This window comes from Bradyrhizobium sp. KB893862 SZCCT0404 (assembly GCF_018130885.1).
GTDB classification, from domain to species: domain Bacteria; phylum Pseudomonadota; class Alphaproteobacteria; order Rhizobiales; family Xanthobacteraceae; genus Bradyrhizobium; species Bradyrhizobium stylosanthis.
Genome location: NZ_JAFCLT010000009.1, coordinates 106,153 through 130,922, shown reverse-complemented (window position 1 = coordinate 130,922; position 24,770 = coordinate 106,153). Strand labels below are relative to the sequence as shown.

The 24,770-nt window shown below is 65.7% G+C and carries 22 protein-coding genes; 9 read left to right on the top strand and 13 right to left on the bottom strand.

What is annotated here, in order from left to right:
• The first annotated feature begins 46 nt into the window (after positions 1-46).
• Positions 47-1,540: an FAD-linked oxidase C-terminal domain-containing protein gene (locus JQ617_RS30400; protein ID WP_212029534.1), complete on the top strand. Its 1,494-nt coding sequence runs from the start codon at positions 47-49 to the stop codon at positions 1,538-1,540.
• Positions 1,541-1,765: 225 nt separating this feature from the next.
• Here JQ617_RS30400 and JQ617_RS30395 read toward each other — a convergent pair whose 3' ends face one another.
• Positions 1,766-2,254: a putative quinol monooxygenase gene (locus JQ617_RS30395; protein ID WP_249157692.1), complete on the bottom strand. Its 489-nt coding sequence runs from the start codon at positions 2,252-2,254 to the stop codon at positions 1,766-1,768.
• A 218-nt stretch (positions 2,255-2,472) separates the two neighbouring features.
• Here JQ617_RS30395 and JQ617_RS30390 point away from each other — a divergent pair, with 218 nt between their 5' ends.
• The 3 genes from JQ617_RS30390 (at position 2,473) to JQ617_RS30380 (ending at position 5,499) form a co-directional block, all read left to right on the top strand.
• The gene (locus tag JQ617_RS30390; RefSeq protein WP_212029533.1) at positions 2,473-3,711 is read left to right on the top strand and encodes an FAD-binding protein; all 1,239 of its coding nucleotides are present in this window, start codon (positions 2,473-2,475) and stop codon (positions 3,709-3,711) included.
• Positions 3,708-5,030, top strand: a complete 1,323-nt coding sequence (glcF, locus tag JQ617_RS30385) for a glycolate oxidase subunit GlcF (protein WP_212029532.1) — start codon at positions 3,708-3,710, stop codon at positions 5,028-5,030. The genes JQ617_RS30390 and glcF overlap by 4 nt, the downstream gene beginning before the upstream one ends.
• A gap of 100 nt (positions 5,031-5,130) precedes the next feature.
• On the top strand, positions 5,131-5,499 hold the full coding sequence (locus JQ617_RS30380; RefSeq protein WP_212029531.1) for a histone: 369 nt from the start codon (positions 5,131-5,133) through the stop codon (positions 5,497-5,499).
• A gap of 184 nt (positions 5,500-5,683) precedes the next feature.
• On the opposite strand, the gene JQ617_RS30375 is transcribed toward JQ617_RS30380, so the two are convergent.
• Positions 5,684-5,980, bottom strand: coding sequence for a hypothetical protein (locus JQ617_RS30375; RefSeq protein ID WP_212029764.1), 297 nt, complete (start codon positions 5,978-5,980; stop codon positions 5,684-5,686).
• Here JQ617_RS30375 and JQ617_RS30370 point away from each other — a divergent pair.
• Entirely contained in the window at positions 5,913-6,923 is a 1,011-nt protein-coding gene (locus JQ617_RS30370) for a TorF family putative porin (RefSeq protein ID WP_063687803.1), read from the top strand. The two genes, JQ617_RS30375 and JQ617_RS30370, sit on opposite strands and share 68 nt — an antisense overlap.
• Before the next feature lie 259 nt (positions 6,924-7,182).
• Here JQ617_RS30370 and JQ617_RS30365 read toward each other — a convergent pair whose 3' ends face one another.
• Positions 7,183-8,946 carry an ABC transporter ATP-binding protein/permease gene (locus tag JQ617_RS30365; RefSeq protein WP_212029530.1) on the bottom strand — a complete coding sequence of 588 codons (1,764 nt, stop codon included), beginning with the start codon at positions 8,944-8,946 and terminating at the stop codon, positions 7,183-7,185.
• 313 nt (positions 8,947-9,259) lie between these two features.
• Between JQ617_RS30365 and JQ617_RS30360 the strand changes: the two genes are divergently transcribed.
• The gene (locus JQ617_RS30360) at positions 9,260-10,924 is read left to right on the top strand and encodes an L-lactate permease (protein WP_212029529.1); all 1,665 of its coding nucleotides are present in this window, start codon (positions 9,260-9,262) and stop codon (positions 10,922-10,924) included.
• A gap of 138 nt (positions 10,925-11,062) precedes the next feature.
• A complete protein-coding gene (locus tag JQ617_RS30355) occupies positions 11,063-11,461 on the top strand; it encodes an META domain-containing protein (RefSeq protein WP_212029528.1) in 399 nt (132 codons plus the stop codon).
• A gap of 168 nt (positions 11,462-11,629) precedes the next feature.
• Here the strand turns inward: JQ617_RS30355 and JQ617_RS30350 are convergent, their stop codons facing one another.
• From JQ617_RS30350 to JQ617_RS30340, 3 genes are all read right to left on the bottom strand, one after another.
• Complete coding sequence (locus JQ617_RS30350; protein WP_212029527.1) at positions 11,630-12,841, bottom strand: hypothetical protein; 1,212 nt, start codon at positions 12,839-12,841, stop codon at positions 11,630-11,632.
• A gap of 202 nt (positions 12,842-13,043) precedes the next feature.
• A complete protein-coding gene (gene groL, locus JQ617_RS30345) occupies positions 13,044-14,675 on the bottom strand; it encodes a chaperonin GroEL (protein ID WP_063687167.1) in 1,632 nt (543 codons plus the stop codon).
• A gap of 196 nt (positions 14,676-14,871) precedes the next feature.
• The gene (locus JQ617_RS30340) at positions 14,872-15,168 is read right to left on the bottom strand and encodes a co-chaperone GroES (protein ID WP_212029526.1); all 297 of its coding nucleotides are present in this window, start codon (positions 15,166-15,168) and stop codon (positions 14,872-14,874) included.
• 311 nt (positions 15,169-15,479) lie between these two features.
• Between JQ617_RS30340 and JQ617_RS30335 the strand changes: the two genes are divergently transcribed.
• Positions 15,480-16,001: a hypothetical protein gene (locus tag JQ617_RS30335; RefSeq protein WP_063687171.1), complete on the top strand. Its 522-nt coding sequence runs from the start codon at positions 15,480-15,482 to the stop codon at positions 15,999-16,001.
• Between the two features lie 189 nt (positions 16,002-16,190).
• Here JQ617_RS30335 and JQ617_RS30330 read toward each other — a convergent pair whose 3' ends face one another.
• Complete coding sequence (locus JQ617_RS30330; RefSeq protein ID WP_063687173.1) at positions 16,191-16,976, bottom strand: protein phosphatase CheZ; 786 nt, start codon at positions 16,974-16,976, stop codon at positions 16,191-16,193.
• Between the two features lie 315 nt (positions 16,977-17,291).
• Between JQ617_RS30330 and JQ617_RS30325 the strand changes: the two genes are divergently transcribed.
• Entirely contained in the window at positions 17,292-18,101 is an 810-nt protein-coding gene (locus tag JQ617_RS30325; RefSeq protein WP_063687175.1) for a L,D-transpeptidase family protein, read from the top strand.
• 115 nt (positions 18,102-18,216) lie between these two features.
• Here the strand turns inward: JQ617_RS30325 and JQ617_RS30320 are convergent, their stop codons facing one another.
• From JQ617_RS30320 to JQ617_RS30295, 6 genes are all read right to left on the bottom strand, one after another.
• On the bottom strand, positions 18,217-19,050 hold the full coding sequence (locus JQ617_RS30320) for a DUF2076 domain-containing protein (protein WP_212029525.1): 834 nt from the start codon (positions 19,048-19,050) through the stop codon (positions 18,217-18,219).
• A gap of 126 nt (positions 19,051-19,176) precedes the next feature.
• Positions 19,177-20,022 (bottom strand): ChbG/HpnK family deacetylase, encoded by an 846-nt coding sequence (locus tag JQ617_RS30315; RefSeq protein ID WP_212029524.1) that lies wholly within the window; start codon positions 20,020-20,022, stop codon positions 19,177-19,179.
• Positions 20,019-21,098 (bottom strand): glycosyltransferase family 2 protein, encoded by a 1,080-nt coding sequence (locus JQ617_RS30310; RefSeq protein WP_212029523.1) that lies wholly within the window; start codon positions 21,096-21,098, stop codon positions 20,019-20,021. The genes JQ617_RS30315 and JQ617_RS30310 overlap by 4 nt, the downstream gene beginning before the upstream one ends.
• Positions 21,099-21,206: 108 nt before the next feature.
• The gene (gene hisG / locus JQ617_RS30305; RefSeq protein WP_063687181.1) at positions 21,207-22,184 is read right to left on the bottom strand and encodes an ATP phosphoribosyltransferase; all 978 of its coding nucleotides are present in this window, start codon (positions 22,182-22,184) and stop codon (positions 21,207-21,209) included.
• Positions 22,185-22,188: 4 nt separating this feature from the next.
• Positions 22,189-23,340 (bottom strand): ATP phosphoribosyltransferase regulatory subunit, encoded by a 1,152-nt coding sequence (locus JQ617_RS30300; protein ID WP_212029522.1) that lies wholly within the window; start codon positions 23,338-23,340, stop codon positions 22,189-22,191.
• A gap of 529 nt (positions 23,341-23,869) precedes the next feature.
• Positions 23,870-24,619 carry a 16S rRNA (uracil(1498)-N(3))-methyltransferase gene (locus JQ617_RS30295; RefSeq protein ID WP_212029521.1) on the bottom strand — a complete coding sequence of 250 codons (750 nt, stop codon included), beginning with the start codon at positions 24,617-24,619 and terminating at the stop codon, positions 23,870-23,872.
• Between the last annotated feature and the right edge of the window lie 151 nt (positions 24,620-24,770).

The window sequence follows — 24,770 nt, the reverse complement described above, 5'->3', positions numbered from 1 at the left end:
TTGCCGTGATAAATCGACCGTTCGCCGCGATTGGAAGGAAAGTGCCATGGCCATCATGATGCCTGCGAGTGACCAGGCCGTGCTCGCGCGCCGCGCTGAGATCGTGGCTGCATTGCGTGCAATCGTGCCCGGCGAAGGCGTGATCGACAGCGCTGCCGAGATGCGGGCCTATGAGTCCGACGGGCTCACCGCCTACCGGCAGCCGCCGATGGTCGTGGTCCTGCCCGACACCACCGAACAGGTCTCGCTGGTCCTGAAATATTGTGCCGAGCATGGTATCAAGGTGGTGCCGCGCGGCTCCGGCACATCGCTGTCGGGCGGCGCGCTGCCGCTCGAGGACGGCGTGCTGCTGGGGCTCGGCAAGTTCAAGCGCATCCGCGAGATCGATTTCGACAACCGCGTCGTCGTCACCGAGCCCGGCGTCACCAACCTTGCGATCAGCCAGGCGGTCGCGCATGCCGGCTTCTATTACGCCCCCGATCCGTCCTCGCAGATCGCCTGCTCGATCGGCGGCAATGTCGCGGAGAATTCCGGCGGCGTGCACTGCCTGAAATACGGCATGACCACCAACAACGTGCTCGGCTGCGAGATCGTGCTGATGAGCGGCGAGATCCTGCGCATCGGCGGCAAATCCGCCGAGAACGCCGGCTACGATCTGATGGGCGTCATCACCGGCTCGGAAGGGCTGCTCGGCGTCATCACCGAGATCACGGTGCGCATCCTGCAGAAGCCGGAGACGGCGCGCGCGCTGATGGTCGGATTTGCGCAAGTCGAGGCGGCCGGCGAATGCGTGGCGCGCATCATCGGCGCCGGCATCATTCCCGGCGGCATGGAGATGATGGACAAGCCCGCGATCCACGCCGCCGAGGCCTTCGTCCATGCCGGTTATCCGCTCGACGTCGACGCGCTGCTGATCATCGAGCTCGACGGTCCCAAGATCGAGGTGGACGAACTGATCACGCGGGTCGAGACCATCGCCAATGCCTGCGGCTCGACCACCTGCCAGATCTCGACCTCGGAGGCCGAGCGCAACCTGTTCTGGGCCGGACGCAAGGCCGCGTTCCCGGCGGTGGGGCGCATCTCGCCAGATTATCTCTGCATGGACGGCACCATTCCGCGCGGTGCGCTGCCGAAGGCGCTGGCCCGCATCCGCGAGCTCGGCGAAAAATATCAGCTCGGCTGCGCCAACGTGTTCCACGCCGGCGACGGCAATCTGCATCCGCTGATCCTCTACGATGCCAACAAGCCCGGCGAGATCGAGCGCGCCGAAGCGTTCGGCGCCGACATCCTGCGCGCCTGCGTCGAGTTCGGCGGCGTGCTCACCGGCGAGCACGGTGTCGGCATCGAGAAGCGCGATCTCATGCCCGACATGTTCACCGAGATCGACCTCAACCAGCAGCAGCGCCTGAAATGTGCCTTCGACGCGCAGGGCCTGCTCAATCCCGGAAAAGTGTTCCCGACCCTGCACCGCTGCGCGGAGCTCGGCCGGATGCATGTTCATGCCGGCAAGCTGGCATTCCCGGATCTGCCGCGGTTCTAGGCCGCGGTGACGGTGCACCCTCTCCTTGCGGGAGAGGGTGGCTCGCCGCGTAGCGGCGAGACGGGTGAGGGGGCTCCCTCCGCGAGTCCAACTCTCATTTGAATGCGCGGAGACAACCCCTCATCCGGCGCCATAGCCGAAGCTTCGCTTCGGCGTTCCCAGGAACGGCGGCCGAAGGCCGCCTACGCCACCTTCTACCGCAAGGGGAGAAGGAAGAAGCGAACCTTACAGCAGTCCGTATTGCGCCCGCTCGCGCTTCGCCAGCAGCGGCAGGGCCTGGCCGGCGATCAGGGTCTTGAAATGCGCGCTCTCCTGGTGCGCCTTGAACGCGGCCTCGTCGCGGAACAGCTCGTAGAACAGGAACTGCGCCGGATTGTCCTTGGCCCGCGAGATCAGGAACAGCTTGACGCCGTCCTCGCGCTGCGCCTCCGGGAGGAAGCGGTCGAGGATCCCTGCGACCTTGTCGGCCTCATCAGGCTTTGCCTCCCATTGCGCGACGACGAGCAGGCCGCCGCCGTCGACGGCGTCGCTGAGGGATTTCTGCGTGGCATAGTGATTCATCGTGCTTCCTCCTTGCTGCTGGGCTTGAGATGACGCCGCCGTCCATGGCGAGAGATAGATCGCCAGCACGGCGCCGAAGGCCCTGATGAATGATCTGCGGCTGAACGCTTCGTGGGGGCGCGGCGCCGGCCGCGCCGGGGTCGACCGCTTCATGTCCGTCTCCATCGGTTGGTTTCGTTGCGATCGGCGCAGACTTGTAGCGGTGGCCTGCCGGCTTTGGTTCGCCGGTGATCGAAGTGTCGATGTCGTGAACGCTTCGATTGCGATCGAAGCGTCGTGGTAGCGAAACAGGTTGAAGGGCGAGCGGAGGCGACCGCCGGACGTCACGCCGCATTTGATTTTGGCGGCGAATTTCGCTACCGGCTTTTCCCGTGGATACGCTCAGGGTCAGAGACGCCAAAGACGTCGAAGAGGTGGTGCGCGCGGCGATTGCCAACGAGCAGCCGCTCGAGATCATCGGTCATGGCAGCAAGCGCAGCATTGGCCACGCGATGGCGACCAACGCCATGCTCGACGTCTCGGCGCTCAACGCCGTCACCTCCTACGAGCCCAACGAGCTGATCATCACGCTGCAGGCCGGCGCGCCGCTGGCCGACGTGCTCTCGCTGATCGATGCCAAGAACCAGCAATTCGCCTTCGAACCGATGAATACCGCGCCGTTGCTCGGCACGCCCGCGCTCGGGACGATCGGCGGCATGATCGCGGCCGGGCTGGCCGGGCCGCGGCGCATCAGGGCGGGCGGGGCGCGCGACCACCTTCTCGGGGCGCACGCCGTCTCGGGTTTCGGCGACAGCTTCAAGACCGGCGGCAAGGTGGTGAAGAACGTCACCGGCTACGACCTTTGCAAGCTGCTCGCGGGGTCCTGGGGCACGCTCTCGGTGATGACCGAGGTCACGCTCAAGGTGATGCCGAAGCCCGAGGCCGAGCGGACGCTGCTGCTGCGCGGGCTGGACGATGCGGTCGCCAACAAGGCGATGACCGCGGCGCTGGGCTCGCCCTTCGACGTCTCGGGCGCCGCGCACCTGCCGAAATCGGCATTCCGGGCCAAAACCGACGGGCTCGGCGACATCGCAGGCCAGGGCGAGGCGCTGACCGTGCTGCGGCTCGAGGGCATCACGGCGTCGGCTGCGCATCGCGCCGGTTCGCTGCGCGAGCTGCTGGCACCGTTCGGAACCGCGACGCTGATCGAGGACGCCTCCTCGTCCACGCTGTGGGCCACCATCCGTGACGTCCTGCCGTTCGCGGCCGGCGGCGCGCTGGGGAGCTGGCCGGTCTGGCGGATCGTCTGCCCGCCGGCCTCAGGCGCGGCGCTCGGCACGCAATTGGCGCGCGAGACCGGGGGCGACGTGATCTATGATTGGGGCGGCGGGCTGATCTGGGCCGCATTGCCGCCGAAGGGCGACGCGCATGTTCCGGCCGTTCGTGCGCGCGCGAATGCGGTCGGGGGACATGCCACGCTGATCCGGGCGGCCGAGGACGTCAGGCGCGAGGTCGATGTGTTCCATCCGCAGGCGCCCGGCATTGCCGCCCTGAGCGAGCGCGTGCGCGCCAGCTTCGATCCGAAGATCATTCTCAACCGGGGGCGCCTCAGCCGGGGCGCTGCTGCATGAAGACCGAATTCTCACTCGCGCAGCTCGCCGATCCCGATATCGCGGAAGCCGACAAGATCCTGCGCGCCTGCGTCCATTGCGGCTTCTGCACTGCAACCTGTCCGACCTATGTGCTGCTCGGCGACGAGCTCGATAGCCCGCGCGGCCGCATCTATCTGATCAAGGAGATGCTGGAGAAGGACCAGACGCCGACGGCCGAGGTGGTCAAGCATGTCGACCGCTGCCTGTCGTGCCTGGCCTGCATGACGACCTGCCCCTCGGGCGTGAACTACATGCACCTCGTCGACCAGGCCCGTGTCAGGATCGAGCAGCGCTATCAGCGCCCGCTATCCGAGCGGCTGCTGCGCCAGGTGCTGGCTTTCGTCCTGCCGGACCCCAAGCGTTTTCGCGCCAGCATGTGGCTGGCACGGCTGGCCCGCCCGCTCGCCGTGCTGCTGCCGACGCCGCGGCCTTCGGCGACACCGGGCCTGATCCAGCGCCTCAAGGCGATGCTGGCCCTGGCGCCGAACCGGCTGCCGGCGCCGGGCGCGCTTCCGGGCAGCGTGTTTGCGGCGCTCGGCAAGAAGCGGGGCCGGGTCGCGCTGCTGCAGGGCTGCGCCCAGCAGGTGCTGGCGCCGCGCATCAACCAGGCCGCCATCAGCCTGCTGACCCGCCACGGCATCGAGGTCGTGCTGGTCCGGGACGAGCAGTGCTGCGGCGCGCTGACCCATCACCTCGGCAACGACCAGGACGCGCTGGCGCGGGCTCGCGCCAACGTCGCGGCGTGGCGGAAGGAAGCGGCCGGCGAGGGGCTCGACGCCATCCTGGTGACGACCTCCGGTTGCGGCACGGTCATCAAGGATTACGGCTACCTCCTGCGCGAGGACACCGCGTTTGCCGCCGATGCGGCGAACGTGTCCGCGCTTGCCAAGGACATCACCGAATACGTCGCCGGTCTCGAGCTCGCACCGAGCACGCGACAGGACGACATCGTCGTCGCCTATCACTCCGCATGCTCGTTGCAGCACGGACAGAAAATCACGGGCCTTCCGAAAGAATTGCTTTCCAAGAATGGATTCGTGGTGAAAGATGTGCCCGAGAGCCATTTGTGTTGCGGTTCGGCGGGGACCTACAACATTCTCCAGCCCGAGCTTGCGGGCCGGTTGCGCGATCGCAAGGTCGCCAACATCGCGAGCGTCAAGCCGGACATGATTGCCGCGGGCAATATCGGCTGCATGGTGCAGATTGCCAGTGGCACGTCAGTTCCGGTCGTACACACGATTGAGCTTCTCGATTGGGCTACGGGCGGGGCGCGGCCGGCACTCAACGCGCAAGGCTGAGACTTCGAATTCTGAGGTTTCGAAGTCTGGGTTCTCGTCCGGAGGTGACGGCTGAACGGCGCCCGATCGACCATTGTTTGGCGGCAACAGGAGGACCACGATGGCGAAAGCGAAGAAGAAGAAAAGCAAGAAGGCCAAAAAGGCCAAGAAGGCAGTAGCGGCGAAGAAGGCGACGAAGAAGAAGGCAGCCAAGAAGTCCGCGAAGAAATCTGCCAAGAAGTCTGCCAAGAAAACCGCAAAGAAGGCCGCCCCGAAGAAGGCTGCCAAGAAGACAGCGAAGAAGGCCGCGGCCAAGAAGGCTGCACCGAAGAAGGCCGCAAAGAAGGCGGCACCGAAGAAGGCGAAGGCAGCTCCCGCGCCGAAGCCGTCAGCGCCGGCGCCAGCACCGGCTCCCGAGCCTGTCGCCGAGACAAGCTGGGCGATGCCTTCGTCTTCTGCGGAAGCCACGCCGGCCGAGGGACAGAGCTAGGTCCAAGGTAAGGCTGAAGCCCGGGTCCAATCCCGCGGCTGGGATCGACAACAGGAAGGCCGTAGCGGCGACGCTGCGGCCTTTTTGCATCGCGCGAAGGGGGGGCTGGGGATTCATCAATCCCGGCGTCAGCCTGATTCGTGGCGTCCGGGGCACGCCGCCGCCGGGCACCGTACTAACCCGGTCATCGCAATGCACTTTGGAATGCAAATGATGTGGTCGAGAAGACACACTGGCTGACAACCTTTCGTGGAAGCGTCAGAACGCCTAAAAAGTCGGCAGATGCTCGCCCTTTTTGCTTCACGGTTTTCAGTCCCCGATCCAAATTGCCGCAGTTGTGATTTTTTGACGTCAGATCGTTCGCCCGGGGGGCTTCCGGGACACGACGGGTAGAACTGGTGATGGGGATCGAAATGAAAAAAGTGACTTTGTTGGCAACGGCGCTGGCAATGGTGACGGGTTCGGCTTTCGCGGCAGACATGCCGGTCAAGGCTCTGAAGGCCCCGCCGCCCCCCGCCTTTGACCCGTGGGATGTCGCCTTCGGCGGCGCGATCATGAGCGACTACGTCTTCCGTGGTATCACCCAGTCGAACCACAAGCCGTCGGTCACGGCCTATTTCGAGCCGCGCTACAACGTCACCAAGGACCTCCAGCTCTATGTGGGCGTGTCCGGTGAGAGCATCTCCTTCCCGAACCGCGCAGCGGCCGAGATCGACATCTACGGCGGTATCCGCCCGACCTTCGGCGCGTTCGCCCTCGACGTCGGTGTCTGGGGTTATCTGTATCCGGGTGGAACCTGCTATTTCGGCGGCACCGGCATCGACAACGCCGGCGTCTTCCAGGGCGCAGGCTGCGCCGAGAAGGGCCTGCTGAACACCAACGTGATCAAGAAGGACCTGAGCTTCTTCGAAGTCTACGCCAAGGGCACCTACACGGTGAACGACAGCTGGTCGTTCGGCTTCACCGAATACTACACCCCGAGCTACCTGAACTCGGGCGCCTGGGGCAACTACGCGTCGATCGTCGGCAAGTACATCGCGCCCTCCACGACCTTCGGCGCCAGCGGCGTCGGCATGTACGTGTCGGGTGAGTTCGGCCGTCAGTGGCTCGGCACCTCGGACAGCTTCTACGGCGTCCCGGCGTTCCCGAACGGCATCAAGTATGCCGACTACAACACCTGGAACATCGGCATCGGCTTCACCTACAAGGTCGCCACGCTGGACCTGCGCTACTCCGACACCAACCTCTCCAAGGGTGATTGCAACGCCTTCACCAGCGACTTCTCGGCGCGCGGCAATCTCACGGCTTCGACCGGTACCTTCGTGACCCCGATCAACCCGTCGGGCGTCGGCTCCAACTGGTGCGGCGCCACCGGCATCGCCAAGCTGTCGTTCGACCTGACGGCGATGAGCAACCTGAAGTAAGTTTCTTTCCGAGACGACTTCGAGGCGGCAGGACAACCTGCCGCCCTTTTGCTTTGAGGGGCGAGGGACGAGAGCGGCGACGACGCCCCCATCCTCCGTCATTGCGAGCGCAGCGAAGCAATCCAGAAATGCCTCCCCGGAGGCAGTCTGGATTGCTTCGTCGCAAGGGCTCCTCGCAATGACGAGGCCCGAGTTGGGGCGACGAGTATGCCGCCTATGCCTCTTTCGAGGGGATAGCCGGCGAGGGACGCGTGTCGGCTCAGCCCGCTACGGTCGGCTCCTTCGCGGCCGGCTCGCCATCCTTGCCGACGACGTGGATCGGGCCATCCTTCACCATCGTCACCTTGCGGGTGTGGAAGGCATCGAGCGTCGAGCGGTGGCCGATCGAGACGATGGTGGCCTGCGGCAGCTTCTCCGCCAGCAGCCGGTACAGCCGGGCTTCGGACGGCTCGTCCAGCGATGCCGTAGCCTCGTCGAGGAACAGATAGTCCGGCATATGCAGCAGCGCGCGGGCGAGCCCCAAGCGCTGCTGCTCGCCGAGCGACAGCATCCGGTTCCAGTGGCCTTCCTCGGTCAGTCGTTCGGCGAGGTCGGGCAGGCCGACGGCGATCACCGCGTCCCGGATCCGGGGCGTCTGGAACGCGCCGGGTGCTGCGGGATAGATCACGGCGTCACCGAGCGCGCCGACCGGGAAATAGGGGCGCTGCGGCAGCATCATCAGCTTGGCCTGTGCGGGGACAACGATGGTGCCGGTGCCGAACGGCCAGATGCCGGCGATTGCGCGGAACAGCGTCGACTTGCCGGAGCCTGACGGCCCGGTCACGAGCACGCGCTCCGACGCCTGGACGGCGAAGCCGTCGGCCGCGACCAGCGGCGTGCCGTTGGGGAGATACACGCAGAGCTTATCGAGGCCGATCGTGCGGCCGCCGCCCGCGGCCTTGAGCTCGATCGTCGCCTCATGTGCCGCCAGGTTTGAGGCGGAATCGACCGACATCTCGAAGCCGTCGAGACGGGCAACGATCGCGCGCCATTCCGCCAGTGCCCGGTATGCTGTCACGAAGAACGACAAGGCGCCCTGGACGCTCGAGAAGGCCGACGCCGTCTGCATCATGTCGCCGAGCTGGATCTTCTTGGCGAAGAAGGCCGGCGCGACCAGCACATAGGGAAAGATCACGGCCGCCTGCTGATAGCTCGCCGTGAACATCGTGAGGCGCTTGGTCCGGCTCATGATGGCGTACCAGTTGCCGATCACGAAGCCGAAGCGATCCAGCAGGCGGCTGCGTTCGGCGCCTTCGCCCTTGAGCAGGGCAATCTGCTCGCTGTTTTCGCGGACGCGGACGAGGTTGAAGCGGAAGTCCGCTTCATAGCGCTGCTGCTCGAAATTGAGGTTGACCAGCGGACGGCCGATCCAGTGCGTCAGCGCGGTGCCGAAGATCGCGTAGATCAGCGCGCCCCAGCACAGATAGCCGGGGATCATGAAGTCGGTGCCGAACAGGTGCAGCGGGGCGGCGTTGGAGAGGCCCCAGAGGATCAGCGCGAAGGAGAACAGCGTCACGATCGACGAGAGCAGCCCGAGTCCGATGGTCAGGGTCTGCTCGACGAAGTTCTTGACGTCCTCGGTGATGCGCTGGTCCGGGTTGTCGGCCGCATCGCCCTTGAGCTGCATGCGGTAGTGCGTCGAGCCTCTGAGCCATTCGCCGAGATAATGCTTGGTCAGCCAGTTCCGCCAGCGGATCTGGAGCCACTGGTTCAGGTACAGCTTGTAGACCGCCAGCGCGATAAAGGTGAAGGCGAGGCCGATGAAGATCCAGATCTGCTTGACGAACGCGTCCCAGTCGCTGGCCTGCAGTGCGCTGTAGAACCGGTTCTGCCACTGGTTCACCAGCACGTCGATCGCGACCAGCGCCAGCTCCATCGCGATCACGGCGCCGAGCAGGCCGCGGGCGGCCCATTTGTCCTCGGACCGGAAGTAGGGGATGGCGATTCGCCAGACGATCGCGAGCGTGGCGCTAATGTTCTTCACAGAGCTCTGTCTCCTCGAGGGGGTGTGCACAAATGCCCTGAGCCAAAGGCTTGCGGCAACGGCGAAAATGGGCGCGCTTAGACTAAAGTCGCAAGTTCTGCAATTTGCGTTGTCTTGTCGCAGCCCGCAACCCTAGCATGGGCATAACGGCGCGGGGCGGGGTGCTCTGGGATTTCGCGAGCTTGTGAGCGGAGGGGAACCGCCGCGTTCGCAAGGAATTCGCGTCCGGCTCGGGGGTTATCGCTTCAAGCGAAAAGCAGGATCGGCTCTCCACGCGGGCCGTCTGCCGCAAACATGCGTGGGGAGGAAGACCATGTGGAATCAAATCTATGATCCGCTGCACAGTCCTGTGCTGTCGACGATCGCGGCGGCGGTGCCCGTCGTCACGCTGCTGGTCCTGATCGCGAGCGGTCGCGTCCAGGCGCATATCGCGGCCATCATCGCCGTCATCGTGACCAACCTGATCACGATCTTCGTCTTCACCATGCCGGCGAACATGTCGATCCGCGCCTCGGTGCTCGGCATCGTGACCGGCTTCTTCCCGATCGGCTGGATCGTTCTCAACGTCATCTTCCTCTATCAGGTGACGGTCTCCACCGGGCGCTTCGAGCTGCTCAAGCGCGCGGTCGGCGGCGTCACCGAGGACCGGCGGCTGCAATTGCTGCTGATCGCGTTCTCGTTCGGCGCCTTCTTCGAGGGCGCCTCGGGCTTCGGCACGCCGGTCGCGATCACCGGCGCCGTGCTGATCGGCCTCGGCTTCTCGCCGCTCGCGGCGTCCGGCCTGTCGCTGATCGCCAACACCGCGCCGGTCGCCTATGGTGCGCTGGGCACGCCGATCCAGGGCCTCGCCTCGGTCACCGGCCTCGATCCCTACATCCTCGGCGCGATGGTCGGACGGCAATTGCCGTTCTTCTCGCTGATCGTGCCGTTCTGGGTGGTGTGGGCGTTCGCGGGCTGGAAGGGCATGAAGGACGTCTGGCCGGCGATCCTCGTCACCGGCGTGTCGTTCGCGATCCCGCAATTCGTGATCTCGAACTTCATCAATCCGTGGATCGTCGACATCGGCGCATCGCTGATCTCGATGGGCGCGCTGATCCTGTTCCTCAAGGTCTGGCAGCCCAAGCAGCTCTGGCTGTCGCCGGCGCTGCGCGGCCGCGATGAATCGGCTGCGACCATGGCGGCGGCCAAGCCGCTCGACAAGACGCCGCTGACGCAGAGCGAGATGTTCAGCGCGCTGCTGCCGTGGATCATCGTCTGCATCGTGATGCTGATCTGGGGCAACGGCGCCTTCAAGGCCTGGGCCAACTCGATCTTCGTCTGGAACTATCCCGTTCCCGAGCTGCACCAGATGATCAACAAGGTGCCGCCGGTGGCGGCCAAGCCGACGCCGGAGGGCGCGGTGTTCGCCTTCACCTACCTGTCCTTCACCGGCACGGGCATGCTGATCGCGGCGATCATCTCCGGCTTCCTGATGGGCGTCGGTCCCGGCCGGCTCGTGACCGAGTACGGCCGCACCATCCGCCTGTGCGCGATCTCGCTGATCACGATCTCGGCGATGCTCGCGATCGGCACCCTGACGCGCCTGTCCGGCGTCGACGCGACGCTTGGTCTGGCGTTCGCCGCAACCGGTGTGCTCTATCCCTTCTTCGGCACGCTGCTCGGCTGGTTGGGCGTGGCGCTGACGGGATCGGACACCGCCTCCAACGTGCTGTTCGGAAACCTGCAGAGGATCACCTCCGAGCAGCTCGGCCTGTCGCCGATCCTGATGGGCGCAGCGAACTCGTCCGGCGGCGTGATGGGCAAGATGATCGACGCGCAGTCGATCGTGGTCGCCTCCACCGCCACCAACTGGTACGGCCACGAGGGCACCATCCTTCGCTTCGTGTTCTGGCACTCGATCGTGCTGGCGTGCCTCGTCGGTGTGCTGGTGACGTTGCAGGCCTATGTCTGGCCGTTCACGGCAATGGTCCTGAAGTAGCGGCTAGCGCCTGAATTCAGCGCCAATCCCCGCGAGGTTCGCCCTCGCGGGGATTTTTGCGTCGTACGCAGGCGAACCTTCTCAATGGCGCTGCCGTCTTATAGAAGGTGCCGCAACTCAGGTCGGTCGAGAGGTGTCATGGTTTCGCTCAAGCAGGTGCTGTGTGCGGCGGTTGCAATGCTCGCGATGTCCACGCTCGCGCGTGCCGAGGACGGTTTCCCCTTCGGCTCGGAGATGACGCTGGAGGCGCTGCCGCAAGCAGGCTCGAAGCGGATTCCGAACATCGAGATCGGCGACAATGGCGAGGTCGTGCTGGAGCTCTGGTGCAAGGGCGGCAAGGGCCAGTTCTCGGTCGCCGGTAACACCGTGATTTTCGTGCCCGGCCAGATCCTGGACCGTTCCTGCCCGCCGGCAAGAGCCCAGGCCGACGACGAACTGGTCGCAGCGCTGAGCAGTGTCGAGACCTGGAAGCGCCAGGGCGACGTGCTGACCCTGATCGGCCCCAAGCCGCTGCGCTTCCGCACCACGGGGAATTAGGTCTCGCGTCCCCGACGCGGTGCAGCGTGCAACGCTGCTCCGCAGAGCCGGCACCCAGAATTCGCCAGGATCCCGCGTGCGGCCTCTGGGCCCCGGCTCGCAGCGCTTCGCGCCGTAGCGCGTCGAAGACGCGCGTAAACGCGCTTATGACGTCCGGGGCACGAGAGCCTACTTCCACACCGACTTGTCGGCGTCCCAGCGCTGGCCCTTCAGCTCCCTAGCGAGCGCCTCGATCGAGCCGTTGTCGTCGGGCAGATCGCCTTCTTCGTCGGCGCTCGCATCGTCGGACAGATTGAGCTTCGCGCCGCTGCTCTCGTCGGCGGTGGTGGTCGACGGGCTGCCGATCCAGAGCATCAGCTTGTCGGTGCTGCCCGGCTTGTCCGGCGAGACGAGGCCTGCGACCTCGATCGTGTCGGTGAGCTCGAGCGCCGGATGATCTTGGTTCGGCCGCTTGAACACCAGCTTGAGCTTGCCGGTCGAAGGGTTGAAGCTTTGCGCGACCGGCTTTGCAGCGAGCGTCTTGCTGAGCACGCCGGCGACCGCGGTCGCGAGCTTGTCGCGGTTGATCCTGTCGCCGTCGCGCCAGTCGGCGGCGGCAAAGCGGATGGTGCGGTCCATCTCGGTCATGCCCGCGGTCCAGCCGGCGGCGGTGACGCCCGGCGTCGCCTTGAACTTTGCCAGCAGAGCGGCCGCGCGCTCCGGGTCGACCGACATGTTGATGGTCTGCTCGCCGGCGCGCAGCGCGTCGCAGCCGACCGACAGGCTCGCCAGCGTGACCTCGACCGGCTGGCCCTTCAGGCTCTTCAGGAACTCGGTCGCCGCGTCCAGCTTCACCTTCACCGCGATCGCCTCCGGCGACACGTCGGTGAAGTCCTTCGGCTGCGGCGTGATGCCGTCGTCGGAGGTCTGGTTGTCCAGAAATTCCTTCTCGCTGAGATCGGAATTGTCGGGCGAGGTGACCTCGGTCACCACCTGGCCGATGCTGATCTGGCCGCGGAATTCGAACGCGTCGCCGCTCTGCTTGCGCAGCAGCTTGACGCTGACCGGTGCCTTCTCGCCGACGCTCTGCGTCGTGCCGGTCAGGTTCTGGCCGGCGACCTGGAGATTGACGACGAAGCGGTCCTTGCGGTCGGAGTTCTTCGCCACGGGATAGCAGACGTCGAGCACGGCCGCGGTGACCGTCTTGCCCTGTCGCGTCTCCTTCAGGATCACGTCGGCATTGCCGTCCATCAGCCCGTCGATCGAGGTGAAATAGCGCGTCTCGGTTCCGCCTGGCGCCGCCGCCTTCGGCGACAGCTTCATCTGGGCGGAGGCGATTTCGGGCGCGACCGCCAGCAGAGCCGCCAAAACCACCGTCGGGCAAACCAGAAGCGCGCGCATCGCGGAAATCCTTGAGCAATGGGCATGATCGGGAAAAACGTGAAGCGGTTTTCCGGTGGGATCATGCCCAAACAATGAGAATCGGCGCGCCACCGTAGTGGGTTTTGGCCGCCGGTTGAATCGGAAAGCGGCGGGGCAGGGTCGGCAAAAAAGAAGGCCGCCCGGAGGCGGCCTTCGCGTCACTGTCACGGAGCGGGACGGCTCAGAAGCCGCCCATGCCGCCGCCGGCGGGCATCGCGGGCGCAGCGTCCTTCTTCGGCGTTTCGGCGACCATGGCTTCGGTGGTCACCAGCAGGCCGGCCACGGAGGAGGCGTCCTGCAGCGCGGTGCGCACCACCTTGGCGGGATCGATGATGCCCTTCTCGATCATGTCGACATAGTCCTCGTTCTGGGCGTCGAAGCCGAACGTCTCGGACTTGTTCTCCAGGATCTTGCCGACCACGATCGAGCCTTCCACGCCCGCGTTCTCGGAGATCTGGCGGATCGGGGCTTCCAGCGCCTTCAGCACGATGTTGATGCCGGCCTGGACGTCGGCATTGGCGTTGGTGAGACGGCCGACCGCCTTCTTGGCGCGCAGCAGCGTCACGCCGCCGCCGGGGACGATGCCTTCCTGCACCGCGGCGCGGGTGGCGTTGAGCGCGTCCTCGACGCGGTCCTTCTTCTCCTTGACCTCGATCTCGGTGGCGCCGCCGACGCGGATCACCGCGACGCCGCCCGCGAGCTTGGCGAGGCGCTCCTGGAGCTTCTCGCGGTCGTAGTCCGAGGTGGTCTCCTCGATCTGCGCCTTGATCTGGCCGACGCGGGCCTCGATGTCGGGCTTCTTGCCGGCGCCGTTGACGATCGTGGTGTTCTCCTTGTCGATCACCACCTTCTTGGCGCGGCCGAGCATCTTCACGGTGACGCTCTCGAGCTTGATGCCGAGCTCTTCGGAGATCAGCTGGCCGCCGGTGAGGATCGCGATGTCCTCGAGCATGGCCTTGCGGCGATCACCGAAGCCCGGCGCCTTGACGGCCGCGACCTTGAGGCCGCCGCGGAGGCGGTTGACGACCAGGGTGGCCAGCGCCTCGCCCTCGACGTCCTCGGCGATGATGACGAGCGGCTTGCCCGACTGCACCACGGCTTCGAGCACGGGAAGCATGGCCTGCAGGCCCGACAGCTTCTTCTCGTGCAGGAGGATGTAGGCGTCCTCGAGCTCGGCGGTCATCTTCTCGGCATTGGTGACGAAGTAGGGCGACAGATAGCCGCGGTCGAACTTCATGCCCTCGACGATGTCCACCTCGGTATCGAGCGACTTGTTCTCCTCGACGGTGATGACGCCCTCGTTGCCGACCTTCTGCATCGCCTGGGCGATCATCTTGCCGATGGCGGCATCGCCGTTGGCCGAGATGGTGCCGACCTGGGCGACCTCGGAGGAGGCGGCGACCGGCTTGGCGCGCTTCTCGATGTCCTTGATGACGGCCTGGACCGCGGTGTCGATGCCGCGCTTGAGGTCCATCGGGTTCATGCCGGCGGCAACCGCCTTGGCGCCTTCGCGCACGATGGCCTGGGCCAGCACGGTCGCGGTGGTGGTGCCGTCGCCGGCGAGGTCGTTGGTCTTGGAGGCGACCTCACGCACCATCTGGGCGCCCATGTTCTCGAACTTGTCCTCGAGCTCGATCTCCTTGGCGACGGTGACGCCGTCCTTGGTGATGCGGGGCGCGCCGAAGCTCTTCTCGATGACGACGTTGCGGCCCTTGGGGCCGAGCGTCACCTTGACGGCGTTGGCGAGAACGTCGACGCCGCGCAGCATGCGTTCGCGCGCGTCTCCGGAAAACTTGACGTCTTTGGCAGCCATTTCTGCAATCCCTCGTGTGTCGTGATGTGTCTTGTTGTGGGCTGTACGGCGCTCTCCGCGTCATTGCCGGGCTTGCCCCGGCAATCCATCATCCTGCGGAAGGATGGATGCCCGGGTCATCTAGCGTGAAGACGCGCTTCGCGCTTCTGCCCGGGCATGACGGCATGGCATTCAGCGGCCGTTCAGGCGGATGGCCTTAGGCCAGCACGCCCATGATGTCCGACTCCTTCATGATCAGGAGCTCTTCGTTGTCGATCTTGACCTCGGTGCCCGACCACTTGCCGAACAGCACGCGGTCGCCGACCTTGAGGTCGATCGGGATCAGCTTGCCGGTCTCGTCACGGCCGCCCGGGCCGACGGCGACGATCTCGCCCTGGGACGGCTTTTCCTTGGCGCTGTCCGGGATGATGATGCCGCCCTTGGTCTTTTCCTCGGCGTCGATACGTTTGACCACGACACGGTCATGCAGCGGACGAAATTTGGATTTAGCCATGACGTTTCCCTTTGGAGGCTCGCTTCGGAAGTAGTGGAAGTGGGTGGGGCGGCGCTTCCGTTCCCCCTCTTCGGATCGAACGGCGCGCTTAGCAATCGGGCTTTCCGAGTGCTAATAGTGCGCCCGGAAATATGGCTTGGCCGCGATCCTGTCAAGCAAAGGTGGTTAAGCGATTGGTGAGGCGGATATAGGATGGTGGCATTGGAAACTTTGTTCGGGGCCCGGCGTATCAAAGGACGTCATTGCTCCGGCAGCAGTTTTGCGCTTGGCTGCGGGAGGGATGCGGCCATGGTCTTGTTCGGGGGAATGCCATGATCAGTTCAGCTCACGCGCGCACGGTTGCCAATCTGGCGGCCGCCTCTTGCCTGGCGCTGCTGCTCGGCGCCTGCGGCGGCGGCATGAGCCTGCCGTCGTTCTCGTCCTCGTCCCCGCCGCCTGAGGCGGAGCCCGGCACCGGTCCGGAAATGCCGGCGACCATCCGCGCCGACGAGATCGTCGGCCGCTGGGGCCTCGCCTCGTTCCAGAACCCGGCCGACCGCGCCCGCACCGAGGCCGCGGCAAGGGCGCAGTGCAAGAACCCCTACGTGATCACCGCCGGCTCCTCCGGCGGCGTGATCATGCATCTGGCCGACCAGGCGACCCCGCAGGAGCTGCGGCTGAAGGGCTCGCCCAGCGGCAAGAACTATATCGGCCCGGCGGGTCCCACCCCCGGCGAGCAGGACCGCGAGATCGTCTCCTTCGACGGTCGCGTCCTGATCACCCGCTTCATCGACAAGGACGCCGCCACCCGCTACGGCAACATGGTCTACGTCCGCTGCGCGCCGAGGGCGTGATTTTTTCTCCGTCATTCCGGGGCGGTCCGCAGGACCGAACCCGGAATCTCGATGTGGTGGGCTCCCTTCCTTAAAGCTCTGGATTCCGGGTTCGGCTCTGTCGAGCCGCCCCGGAATGACGACCAAGGCCCCAAAAACAAAAACGCCGGCCCCAGGGGCCGGCGTTTAGCTTGTCCCTATCTCGCGCGCTCAGTCGAACAGCGCGTCGATGTCGTCCTGCGAGGCGTGGCCGACGTCGCCGGCGAGCTTGGGGCCGTTGAGGAGCTTTTCGTCGTCGCTGCGCTGGTCGACCGGCGCCGGCACATGGGCCTTGATCGCGTCGACGCCGCCCCAGATGTCCATCATCGCATTGATGTGCTGCTCGATGAACTTCATCGTGGTCATGACCTTGCTGATGCGCTGGCCGGTCAGGTCCTGGAAGTTGCAGGCTTCGAAGATCGAGATGACGCGTTCCTGGATGTCGTCGGCGAGCCGCTTCTGCTGGTCGACCGAATCGACCTTGGAGAGCGCCGATGCCGACTGGTCGATCGACTCGGCCGCTTCGAGGATCTGCTGGGTCGCCTGCTCGGTGCCGCCGACCACCGCGCCGAGCTCGCCGTTGACCTTGGCCATTTCGCCGCCGTCGAAGCTCTTGCCGTGCAGGGTCGCGATTTCGCGCTTGGTGCGATCGATGGCGTCGTGGATGAGGTCGAGCTCGACCTTCAGCTTCTCGCACTGCTCGATCTGCGCCCGATAGGTCTCGAGCATGGTGCGCGCTTCGGAAAGCTCATGGGCCGTGGAGGCGTCGATCGCCGCCATGGCCGCGCTGCCGGACAGCGGGGCAGCGGTGACGCCCTTCGCCATCTGTGCGCGGATCGCGCGCAGCTCCGCCATGATCTCGTTATGCATCGGCGCGGCCTCCTCGATCATTTCGGGGCTGGGCATCTCGCCGACAATAGCCTCCTCGACACGAAAACGTTTGCGGTGAATAGCCATCAGGAACTCCCCCCACCTCACTCACGCGTCTTTGTAGGCAGAAGCGATTTAACACGAAGTTCACAGCAGGAACTGACGTGCGGCCGCGCGCGACGGCGCGCAAAGAAGCGGTTAACCATGCCCGATCGGCGTTCATCGAAAATAAACGCTGATCGCCAAATTGCCGCGCCGCTCGCGACGTGGTGAATCGAAACGCCGCTTTCGTTTACCAAACAAAACGGCTTTTGCTTTTTATTGACCACGTCGAGGAGCGCGGATCAGCCACCGGCTCGCCACGACGCATGTGATCTAGACGAAACAGTACAGAGTACGTCGATGTTCAAGAAAATGTCTGTCGCGCTGCTTGGCAGCGCTTGCACCTTCATTGCCGGCGCGGATCGCGCCGCGGCCTTCGACAATACGCCGCCGAACGATCCGCCCGCGGTGCTCTACCAGCCGCGCGTGCCGCCGGCGCCGGTGCGTGTCGCCAATGCGAACATGGGCGGCGGCTTCATCGAGTTCCTGTTCGGCGACGGACCCGGCCGCGGTCCGGCCTATGCGCCCGAGCAGCCGGTGTATCAGCAGCAGCCCGGCTATTACGATCAGCGCCGCCTGCCGCCGATGGGCGAGCCGCAGATGCAGGGTGGATATCAGGGCGCGGCCCTCCAGCAGGAGCCGACCGACCCGCGGCAGCGCCCGTTCGATCCCAAGTTCGAGAAACAGGTTGTTGACTATAGCGGCAAGGAAAGTGCCGGCACGATCGTGGTCGATACGCCGAACAAGTTCCTCTATCTCGTCGAGGGCAACGGCCGTGCGATGCGCTACGGCATCGGCGTCGGCCGCCCCGGCTTCACCTGGTCCGGCGTGAAGTCGATCACCTCCAAGCGCGAATGGCCGGACTGGACGCCGCCCGCCGAAATGCTGGCCCGCCGGCCCGATCTGCCCCGGCACATGGAGGGCGGCCCGGAGAATCCGCTCGGCGCCCGCGCGATGTATCTAGGCTCGACGCTCTACCGCATCCACGGCTCCAACGAGCCCTGGACCATCGGCACCAACGTCTCCTCCGGCTGCATCCGCATGCGCAACGAGGACGTCATCGACCTCTACGGCCGCGTCAATGTCGGCACCAAGGTCGTGGTGATGTGAGGCTCCTACCCTCTCCCCTTGCGGGGGAGGGTGGCAGAGGCTCCGACCAAGCAGCTCAAACGAAAACGGCCGCCTCCCGGGCGGCCGTTCTTGTTGCGAGCGTCAGCTTGCAGCCTTACGCGTAGTCGCTGCCGCCGTCGTCATTGCCGAAGTCGCTGTCGTCGGCCATGTCCATGTTGTCGTTGTCGCGATCGTCGCCGTAGTTCTGGTCGTTGTTGTCGTGATCGTTCGAGGCCTGGTCGACGAAGCCCTGGCGGGAATCGCGGTTCGAGCCGATGTCGTTGAGACCGGCATCGCGGGCGAGCGAGCCGCCGGATTGGTCGCTACCGCCCCAAGGACTTCCACCAGCGCTGCGATCACCAAAGGAATTGGTGTCGCCGAACGCCTGCTGGTGCGATCCGCCCATCATGCCGCGGATGCTCGAGAGCAGCAGCGAGCCGCCGACCACGCCGGCCGCAGCCGCGGCCGCCGTACCGAGGAACGAGCCGCCGCCACCGCCGCCGACCGGCGGGGCGCCATAACCCTGGCCCGGGCCCTGCTGGCCATAGGCCTGCCCGTAGGGCGGCTGGCCGTAGCCCGGCTGCGGAGGAGGCGGAGGCATGGCCTGGCCGGTGTTCCAGACCGGCCGCTGCTCACGCTGCGGCACGTTCGGAACCGAGCCGCGCGATGGGCTGCCGCCGAACAGGGTGTCGCGCATCGTGTCGAGGAAGCCGCCGGACTGCGCCGGCTCGGCTGCATTGGCCGATTCCAGCTCCTGGATGCGGTTATGGGCGCGTTTCAGCGCTTCGTCCTGCAACAGGGTGGTCTGGACCAGCGCGTAGACGGCGCCGGGAGCCTTGCGCAAACCATCGGAAATCGCGGCGATCGCATCAGGATCGCGCGGTGCGTTTTCCAGCTTTGAAAGCCGGTCGAAAAGGTCGTCGACGAGCTGGCGTTCCTGCGGCGTCATGATCTATCTCCTTCGCGCAAAACCAAGCGCGCTGGAGATGTAGGGTTCCATTGTGGCCCCAACAGTGCCGGGCGGATTAAATTTCGGTATGCGACAAGCTGCCTCGAAGCCGGCTTGTCCCGGGTTTCATCCCAGTGTCACGTTGCTGTCCGCCAGCAGGCGCGCGAACGCATCGCTTTTCAAATACGCATGTTCGCGCTCGCGGACGTCGGTCATCGGATCGAGGCCGGTGAGGATGTCGTCGACGAAGCCGGGATGGCACATCACGAGGCCGCCATCCGGCAGGCCCTCGAGGAATTGCCGCATCAGCGCGCCGAAATCGGCGGCGCGCGTGAAATCATAGGCGCCGGCAAAGCCGGGATTGAAGCCGAGGCCGGCCCCGCCCGCGCGGCGGCGGAATTGCGCGCTGAGGATGTCGAGCACCATGGCCTTGGGCGAGGCCAGCCGCTGCGCCAGCGGCAAGTTTCGGCCGCCCTGGCGCACCCAGGCCTGCGGCGCGCCCTCGACGACCGCGTCGACAAAGCCGTCGCGCACCTGCGGATAGAGCTGCACATGCTGGTGGCCGTCGACGAAGTCGGGCGTGCGGCCGAAGGCGTCCACGAACGCCGCGAGCTGCGCCTTCACCTCGTTGCGGAAGAATTCGCGGTCCAGCCGCCGCGCAATTCCGGCGCGCAGCAGCTTCGGAAACGGCATGAACATGTCGCCATCGAGGGGGCGGAAATGCATGGTGAGGGGCCGGAACGGCGCCGACAGCGTGACATGCAATCCGATGGCGCAGCGCGGGCTCGTTTTCGCCGAGGCAGAAAGTGCCTCGGCCTCGCTGCGCTCGATCGCGGGGCCGACCATCATCACCGACGTGGCATTGAGGCGGCCGTGTTCGATGAGGTCGCGGATGGCGCGGTTGACGCCCGGGCTGATGCCGTAATCGTCGGCGCAGAGCCAGATCCGCCGCGGGCTCGCGGCGCTGCTCATTCAGCCGCCGTCCTGCTCGAGGCTTCCTGGCTTGAAGCGTCCTTGCTTGAAGCATCCTGGGCCTTGCCGGCCTCGAAATGCTTCTCGCTGTGCTCGGCGACGAAGTAGATCGGGCGCGCCTTCAGCTCGGAGAGGATCTTGCCGATATACTCGCCGACGATGCCGATCATGATGAGCTGCACGCCGCCGATGGTCATCAGGCCGATCACGAGCGAGGGATAGCCGGGCACCTGCTTGCCGGTCGTGAACACCTCCCAGAGGATGGAAAGGCCGAACAGGAAGGCGCCCCCGGCGAGGATGACGCCGAGCAGGCTGGCGAAGCGCAAGGGCGCCACCGAGAACGAGGTCAGGCCCTCGATCGAGAGACCGAGCAGACTTGCAGCGTTGAAGGTGGTGACGCCATGGGCGCGCGCCGCGGGCTCGTAGTCGACGCGGATCTGGCGGAAGCCGATCCAGCTGGCGAGGCCCTTGAAGAAGCGGTTGCGCTCCGGCAGCTGCCGAAGCGCCGAGACCGCGCGCGGCGACAGCAGGCGGAAGTCGCCGGCGTCTTCCGGAATCTTCTGGCGGGCGCCCCAGTTGATCAGCGCGTAGAAGCCGTGCACGGAGATCCGGCGCAGGAAGCTCTCGTTGTCGCGATGCGCCTTGGCGGTATAGACGACGTCATAGCCGTCATCGATCCAGTGTCGCACCAGCTGCTCGATCAGCGCGGGCGGATGCTGGCCATCGCCGTCCATGAACATCACGGCGCCGAGCCGGGCATGGTCGAGGCCGGCCATCAGCGCCGCCTCCTTGCCGAAATTGCGCGACAGCGAGACCACCTGGACGTCGATCGCATCGGCCGGCAGCGAACGGGCGATCGACAGCGTCGCGTCCTTGCTGCCGTCGTCGACATAGACGACCTCGCAAGCGAGCCGATAGCGCTCCCGCACGGTCTTCGCGAGATCGCAGATGCGTTGATGCAGGGCGGCGAGGCCCGCCGCCTCGTTGTAGACGGGGACGACAATCGACAGTCCCTTCGCCGCGGCGGTGGCTGCGGTGGTCGTCAGGCCGGAGACGTCAGAGCCCAGCGTCGTCATCGATCAAGGTTCCAGAGGCGTTCAAGTCTTGCAAGGTCATTCAACAGCATATGGTAGCTGCCGTTTGCTGTCGCTACGCTGAACGGAGCCGCTCAATATACTTTGGGCTCACCGCCGCAGGAACGCCTCGAGCTTGGCGAACAGCGGGTTCTCCCGGTCGAACACGTAGTCGAGCGAGACCACCGAGACGGTCTCGGCGCCGTGCTCGCGCAGGAAGCTCGCCAGCGCATAGAGCTGCCCCGGTGGGCAGTGCAGCGTGAGCATGCCCGACGAGGTCGGCCCGCCGAACGGGGCCACGACGCCGAACCGGCTATGGGCTTCGCCGAGCAGGGCGGCATCGCACTGTCCGAAGCGGGTGCGGACCTCGCGGTATTTGTTGGCCCGCGCCCGTGCCGCGATGTGATCGAGGATCACGCGCGCGGTCTCGCGCGCGTGCGGCGACCAGTCGGCGTCCCGGGAGGCGACCAGATTGGCCTGGCTGCGCAGGATCACGCCGTCGTCGAGCACCCGCAGTCCGTTGGCCGCGAGCGTCGCTCCCGTGGTGGTGATGTCGACGATCAGCTCGGCGCTGCCGGCCGCGGGCGCCCCTTCGGTCGCGCCGGCGCTTTCGACGATGCGGTAATCGGTGATGCCGTGGGTCTGGAAGAACGCACGGGTGAGGTTGACGAACTTGGTCGCGACCCGCATCCGCATGTGATGCTGCTCGCGGAAGCCGGTGGTGACGTCGTCGAGATCCGCCATGGTGCGGACGTCGATCCAGGCCTGCGGCACCGCGACGACGACGTCGGCATAGCCGAAGCCGAGCCCGTCGATCAGCGACACGCGCTTGTCGGGGTCCGGAATGTTCTCGCGCACCAGGTCTTCGCCGGTGACGCCGAGATGCGCGAAGCCGCGCGACAGCTGCGCGGCGATCTCGCTCGCCGAGAGATAGGCGACCTCGACATTGTCGAGCCCTGCGATGGTGCCGCGGTAGTCGCGGGCGCCGCCGGCTTTCGACAGCTTGAGGCCCGCGCGGGCGAAGAAGGCTTCGGCGTTTTCCTGCAGGCGGCCCTTGGAGGGAACGGCCAGAACGAATGGCGCGCTCATGATCTTACGCTCCCACCTTGCGGCCGATGCGGTTCAGCGCGTCCACCCAGACCGAGAAACCAACCGCGGGGATCGGCTCGACTGATCCAAGCTGGGTCATCAGCCCGTCATAGCGGCCGCCGGCGACCAGCGGCTCGGCGCCGTTGCCCCTGTGATGAACCTCGAATTCGAAGCCGGTGTAATAGTCGAGGCCGCGCCCGAACGCGGTCGAGAAGCGCGTCTGCTTCACGTCGATGCCGCGCGCGGCCATGAAGCCGACCCGGCTCTCGAACTGGTCGATCGCGGCGGCAAGGTCGAGCTTCGCATCGCGCGTGAGGGCGCGTAGCTCGGCGACGGCATCGTCGGGATTGCCGGAGATGCCGAGGAAGCGCTTGAGCACGGCGATCGCCTCGCGCGGCAGCGCGCCGCCCTTGAGCGTCGACTGCTCGAGGAAGCGGTCGGCGATCTCGGCCGTGGTGCGTCCGCCGACATTGGTGGTGCCGGCGATCGACATCAGGTCGGTGACGAAGGCGAGCGCCGCCTTGCGGTCGGAGCCGGCCAGCGCCGCCAGCACGCCCTCATATTCGCTGCGCGTCGCGGTGGTCGCGGCCGCCAGCCGCTCCAGGTCCTGCTCGAGGCTGATCTTGCGGTTGAAATCCTTGACCAGGCGGCGGCGCCAGACCGGATAGAGGTTGAGCGCGTCGAGCAGCGCGTTGAACAGCGCGACGTCGCCGGTGCGGATCTCGACGTCACGGACACCGAAGGCGGCCGTCGCCTCCAGTGCCAGCGCCAGCATCTCGGCGTCGGCTGCGGCGCGGTCCTGGCGACCGAATGATTCGATGCCGGCCTGCAGGAATTCGCTGGCCTGCCCGCTGCGGTAGCGGAACACCGGCCCCAGATAGCTGAACCCGGCCGGCTGGCCGGCCTGGCGGGATGCGAGGTAGTCGCGCGCCACCGGAATGGTCAGGTCCGGGCGCAGGCAGAGCTCCTCGCCCGTGAGGTCCGTGGTCAAATAGAGGCTCTTGCGGATGTCCTCGCCGGAGAGATCGAGGAACGGCTCGGCCGGCTGCAGGATGGCGGGCTCGGCCCTGACATAGCCGGCCTGCGCGAACGACAAGAGCAGCGTATCCGCCCAAGCGGCGGAGCCGGCAGCATTTGAGGTGGCAGTCGCGGTCATCTCAGGGGTCCATCGTCCCGGCGGAACCGGGCAGGGGCAGGGGAGGCGAATTGGCGCAGCCCTTAGCATGGCCCGGAAGCGGTTTCGACCTCCAAAGGATCAATCGCTTAACAGGCGGGCAACGCAATGGCGGTCGCTTGAGACAAGCCTCCGAGCCGATCGATAGGGCCGCGTAAGAATTGCAAGATGAAGTGGAGGGTGGGCCAAACCCACCCCCCAAATCTCATTCAGTGAAACAGATATAGAATGATATATCCCAGTATGATTAGTAGATATCCTATTGATTCCATTTTTGAATTTCCTTTCTTTGAAATATCTTGAGTTGATATCCTTCTATTTAGAAAAGCTCGGACTTTACCCAGTCCTTCGGCAGGACTTTTTCCGGCTCCAGAGGATGGCTTTCGAGACCTGATTTCGCTGACATTGGGCACCGCCGTAGTGCGGGCTAATTGCCGACCTCGCTCACAAGCTCTGCCGGGCGCCCCCGATAGCTTGGTATCGTCACCGAGCGCGCAGTGGTTCTCTCGCTTTATTTGCCGCCCCAATCGCCCAGCACCGCCTGCACCAGCGCCAGCGCGGCCACGGCGGCGGTATCGGCCCGCATGATGCGGGGGCCGAGTGCCAGCCGCAGGATGTTCGGCTGCCGCAGCAGCAGGGCCCGCTCTTCCTCGGCAAAGCCGCCTTCGGGGCCGATCAGCATGTCGATACCCTGGTCAGCTTTTCGGGCGTCCTGCAGGCTCTGAATGGGGTTTTGCACCTCCGCCGCCTCGTCGCAGAAGATGAGCAGCCTGTCCGTGGCGCGCTGGCTGAGGAACCGGTCCAGCGCCAGCGGTTCGGCGACGCCGGCGATGCTGAGGATGCCGCATTGTTCCGCCGCCTCGACCACATTGGCGCGCATCCGCTCGGTGTTGACCCGGGAGGCCTGGGTGAACCGGGTCAGCACCGGCTGCAGGCTCGCGGCCCCCATCTCGATGGCCTTCTGGACCATGTAGTCGAGCCGGGCATGCTTGAGCGGGGCGAACACGTAGGTGAGGTCGGCCAGCCGGTCCTGGCGCCGGGTCTGCTGCAGGATGACGAGGCCGTCCGGCCGCTTGCGGCCCTCGATTGCGGCCTGCCACTCGCCGTCGCGGCCGTTGAACGCCAAAACCTCGGCCCCGGCGGCGAGCCGCAGCACATTGCCGAGATAGTTGCTCTGGTCGCGGTCGAGCGGCACCCGGGCGTCCTGGTCCAGGGGGGCATCGACGAACAGGCGGGGGGCGCGAAAATCGTGGGAGGGCATCGTTCCAGGTCCAATTCGGGGCCGTTATTAACCGAAAGAGGCCATTTCGGGGTAAATATTGCCGGACCGGTGCGTCGGCGCGCCGCGCTCTTGCCCTATTCGACGGGTTGTTAAGCGCCGGCAGGAATCGTAAAAACGCGAACACGCTGGT

Bases quoted from the DNA above. Each gene is read 5' to 3' on its own strand.
- JQ617_RS30315 (WP_212029524.1), bottom strand. From the start codon at position 20,022: ATGAGCAGCGCCGCGAGCCCGCGGCGGATCTGGCTCTGCGCCGACGAT.
- JQ617_RS30300 (WP_212029522.1), bottom strand. From the start codon at position 23,340: ATGACCGCGACTGCCACCTCAAATGCTGCCGGCTCCGCCGCTTGGGCG.
- JQ617_RS30360 (WP_212029529.1), top strand. From the start codon at position 9,260: ATGTGGAATCAAATCTATGATCCGCTGCACAGTCCTGTGCTGTCGACG.
- JQ617_RS30370 (WP_063687803.1), top strand. From the start codon at position 5,913: ATGAAAAAAGTGACTTTGTTGGCAACGGCGCTGGCAATGGTGACGGGT.
- JQ617_RS30380 (WP_212029531.1), top strand. From the start codon at position 5,131: ATGGCGAAAGCGAAGAAGAAGAAAAGCAAGAAGGCCAAAAAGGCCAAG.
- JQ617_RS30325 (WP_063687175.1), top strand. From the start codon at position 17,292: ATGTTCAAGAAAATGTCTGTCGCGCTGCTTGGCAGCGCTTGCACCTTC.
- JQ617_RS30395 (WP_249157692.1), bottom strand. From the start codon at position 2,254: ATGAAGCGGTCGACCCCGGCGCGGCCGGCGCCGCGCCCCCACGAAGCG.
- glcF (WP_212029532.1), top strand. From the start codon at position 3,708: ATGAAGACCGAATTCTCACTCGCGCAGCTCGCCGATCCCGATATCGCG.
- hisG (WP_063687181.1), bottom strand. From the start codon at position 22,184: ATGAGCGCGCCATTCGTTCTGGCCGTTCCCTCCAAGGGCCGCCTGCAG.
- JQ617_RS30335 (WP_063687171.1), top strand. From the start codon at position 15,480: ATGATCAGTTCAGCTCACGCGCGCACGGTTGCCAATCTGGCGGCCGCC.
- JQ617_RS30320 (WP_212029525.1), bottom strand. From the start codon at position 19,050: ATGACGCCGCAGGAACGCCAGCTCGTCGACGACCTTTTCGACCGGCTT.
- JQ617_RS30340 (WP_212029526.1), bottom strand. From the start codon at position 15,168: ATGGCTAAATCCAAATTTCGTCCGCTGCATGACCGTGTCGTGGTCAAA.
- JQ617_RS30310 (WP_212029523.1), bottom strand. From the start codon at position 21,098: ATGACGACGCTGGGCTCTGACGTCTCCGGCCTGACGACCACCGCAGCC.
- JQ617_RS30295 (WP_212029521.1), bottom strand. From the start codon at position 24,619: ATGCCCTCCCACGATTTTCGCGCCCCCCGCCTGTTCGTCGATGCCCCC.
- JQ617_RS30400 (WP_212029534.1), top strand. From the start codon at position 47: ATGGCCATCATGATGCCTGCGAGTGACCAGGCCGTGCTCGCGCGCCGC.
- JQ617_RS30330 (WP_063687173.1), bottom strand. From the start codon at position 16,976: ATGGCTATTCACCGCAAACGTTTTCGTGTCGAGGAGGCTATTGTCGGC.
- JQ617_RS30375 (WP_212029764.1), bottom strand. From the start codon at position 5,980: ATGTCTGCCGCGAAAGCCGAACCCGTCACCATTGCCAGCGCCGTTGCC.
- groL (WP_063687167.1), bottom strand. From the start codon at position 14,675: ATGGCTGCCAAAGACGTCAAGTTTTCCGGAGACGCGCGCGAACGCATG.
- JQ617_RS30350 (WP_212029527.1), bottom strand. From the start codon at position 12,841: ATGCGCGCGCTTCTGGTTTGCCCGACGGTGGTTTTGGCGGCTCTGCTG.
- JQ617_RS30355 (WP_212029528.1), top strand. From the start codon at position 11,063: ATGGTTTCGCTCAAGCAGGTGCTGTGTGCGGCGGTTGCAATGCTCGCG.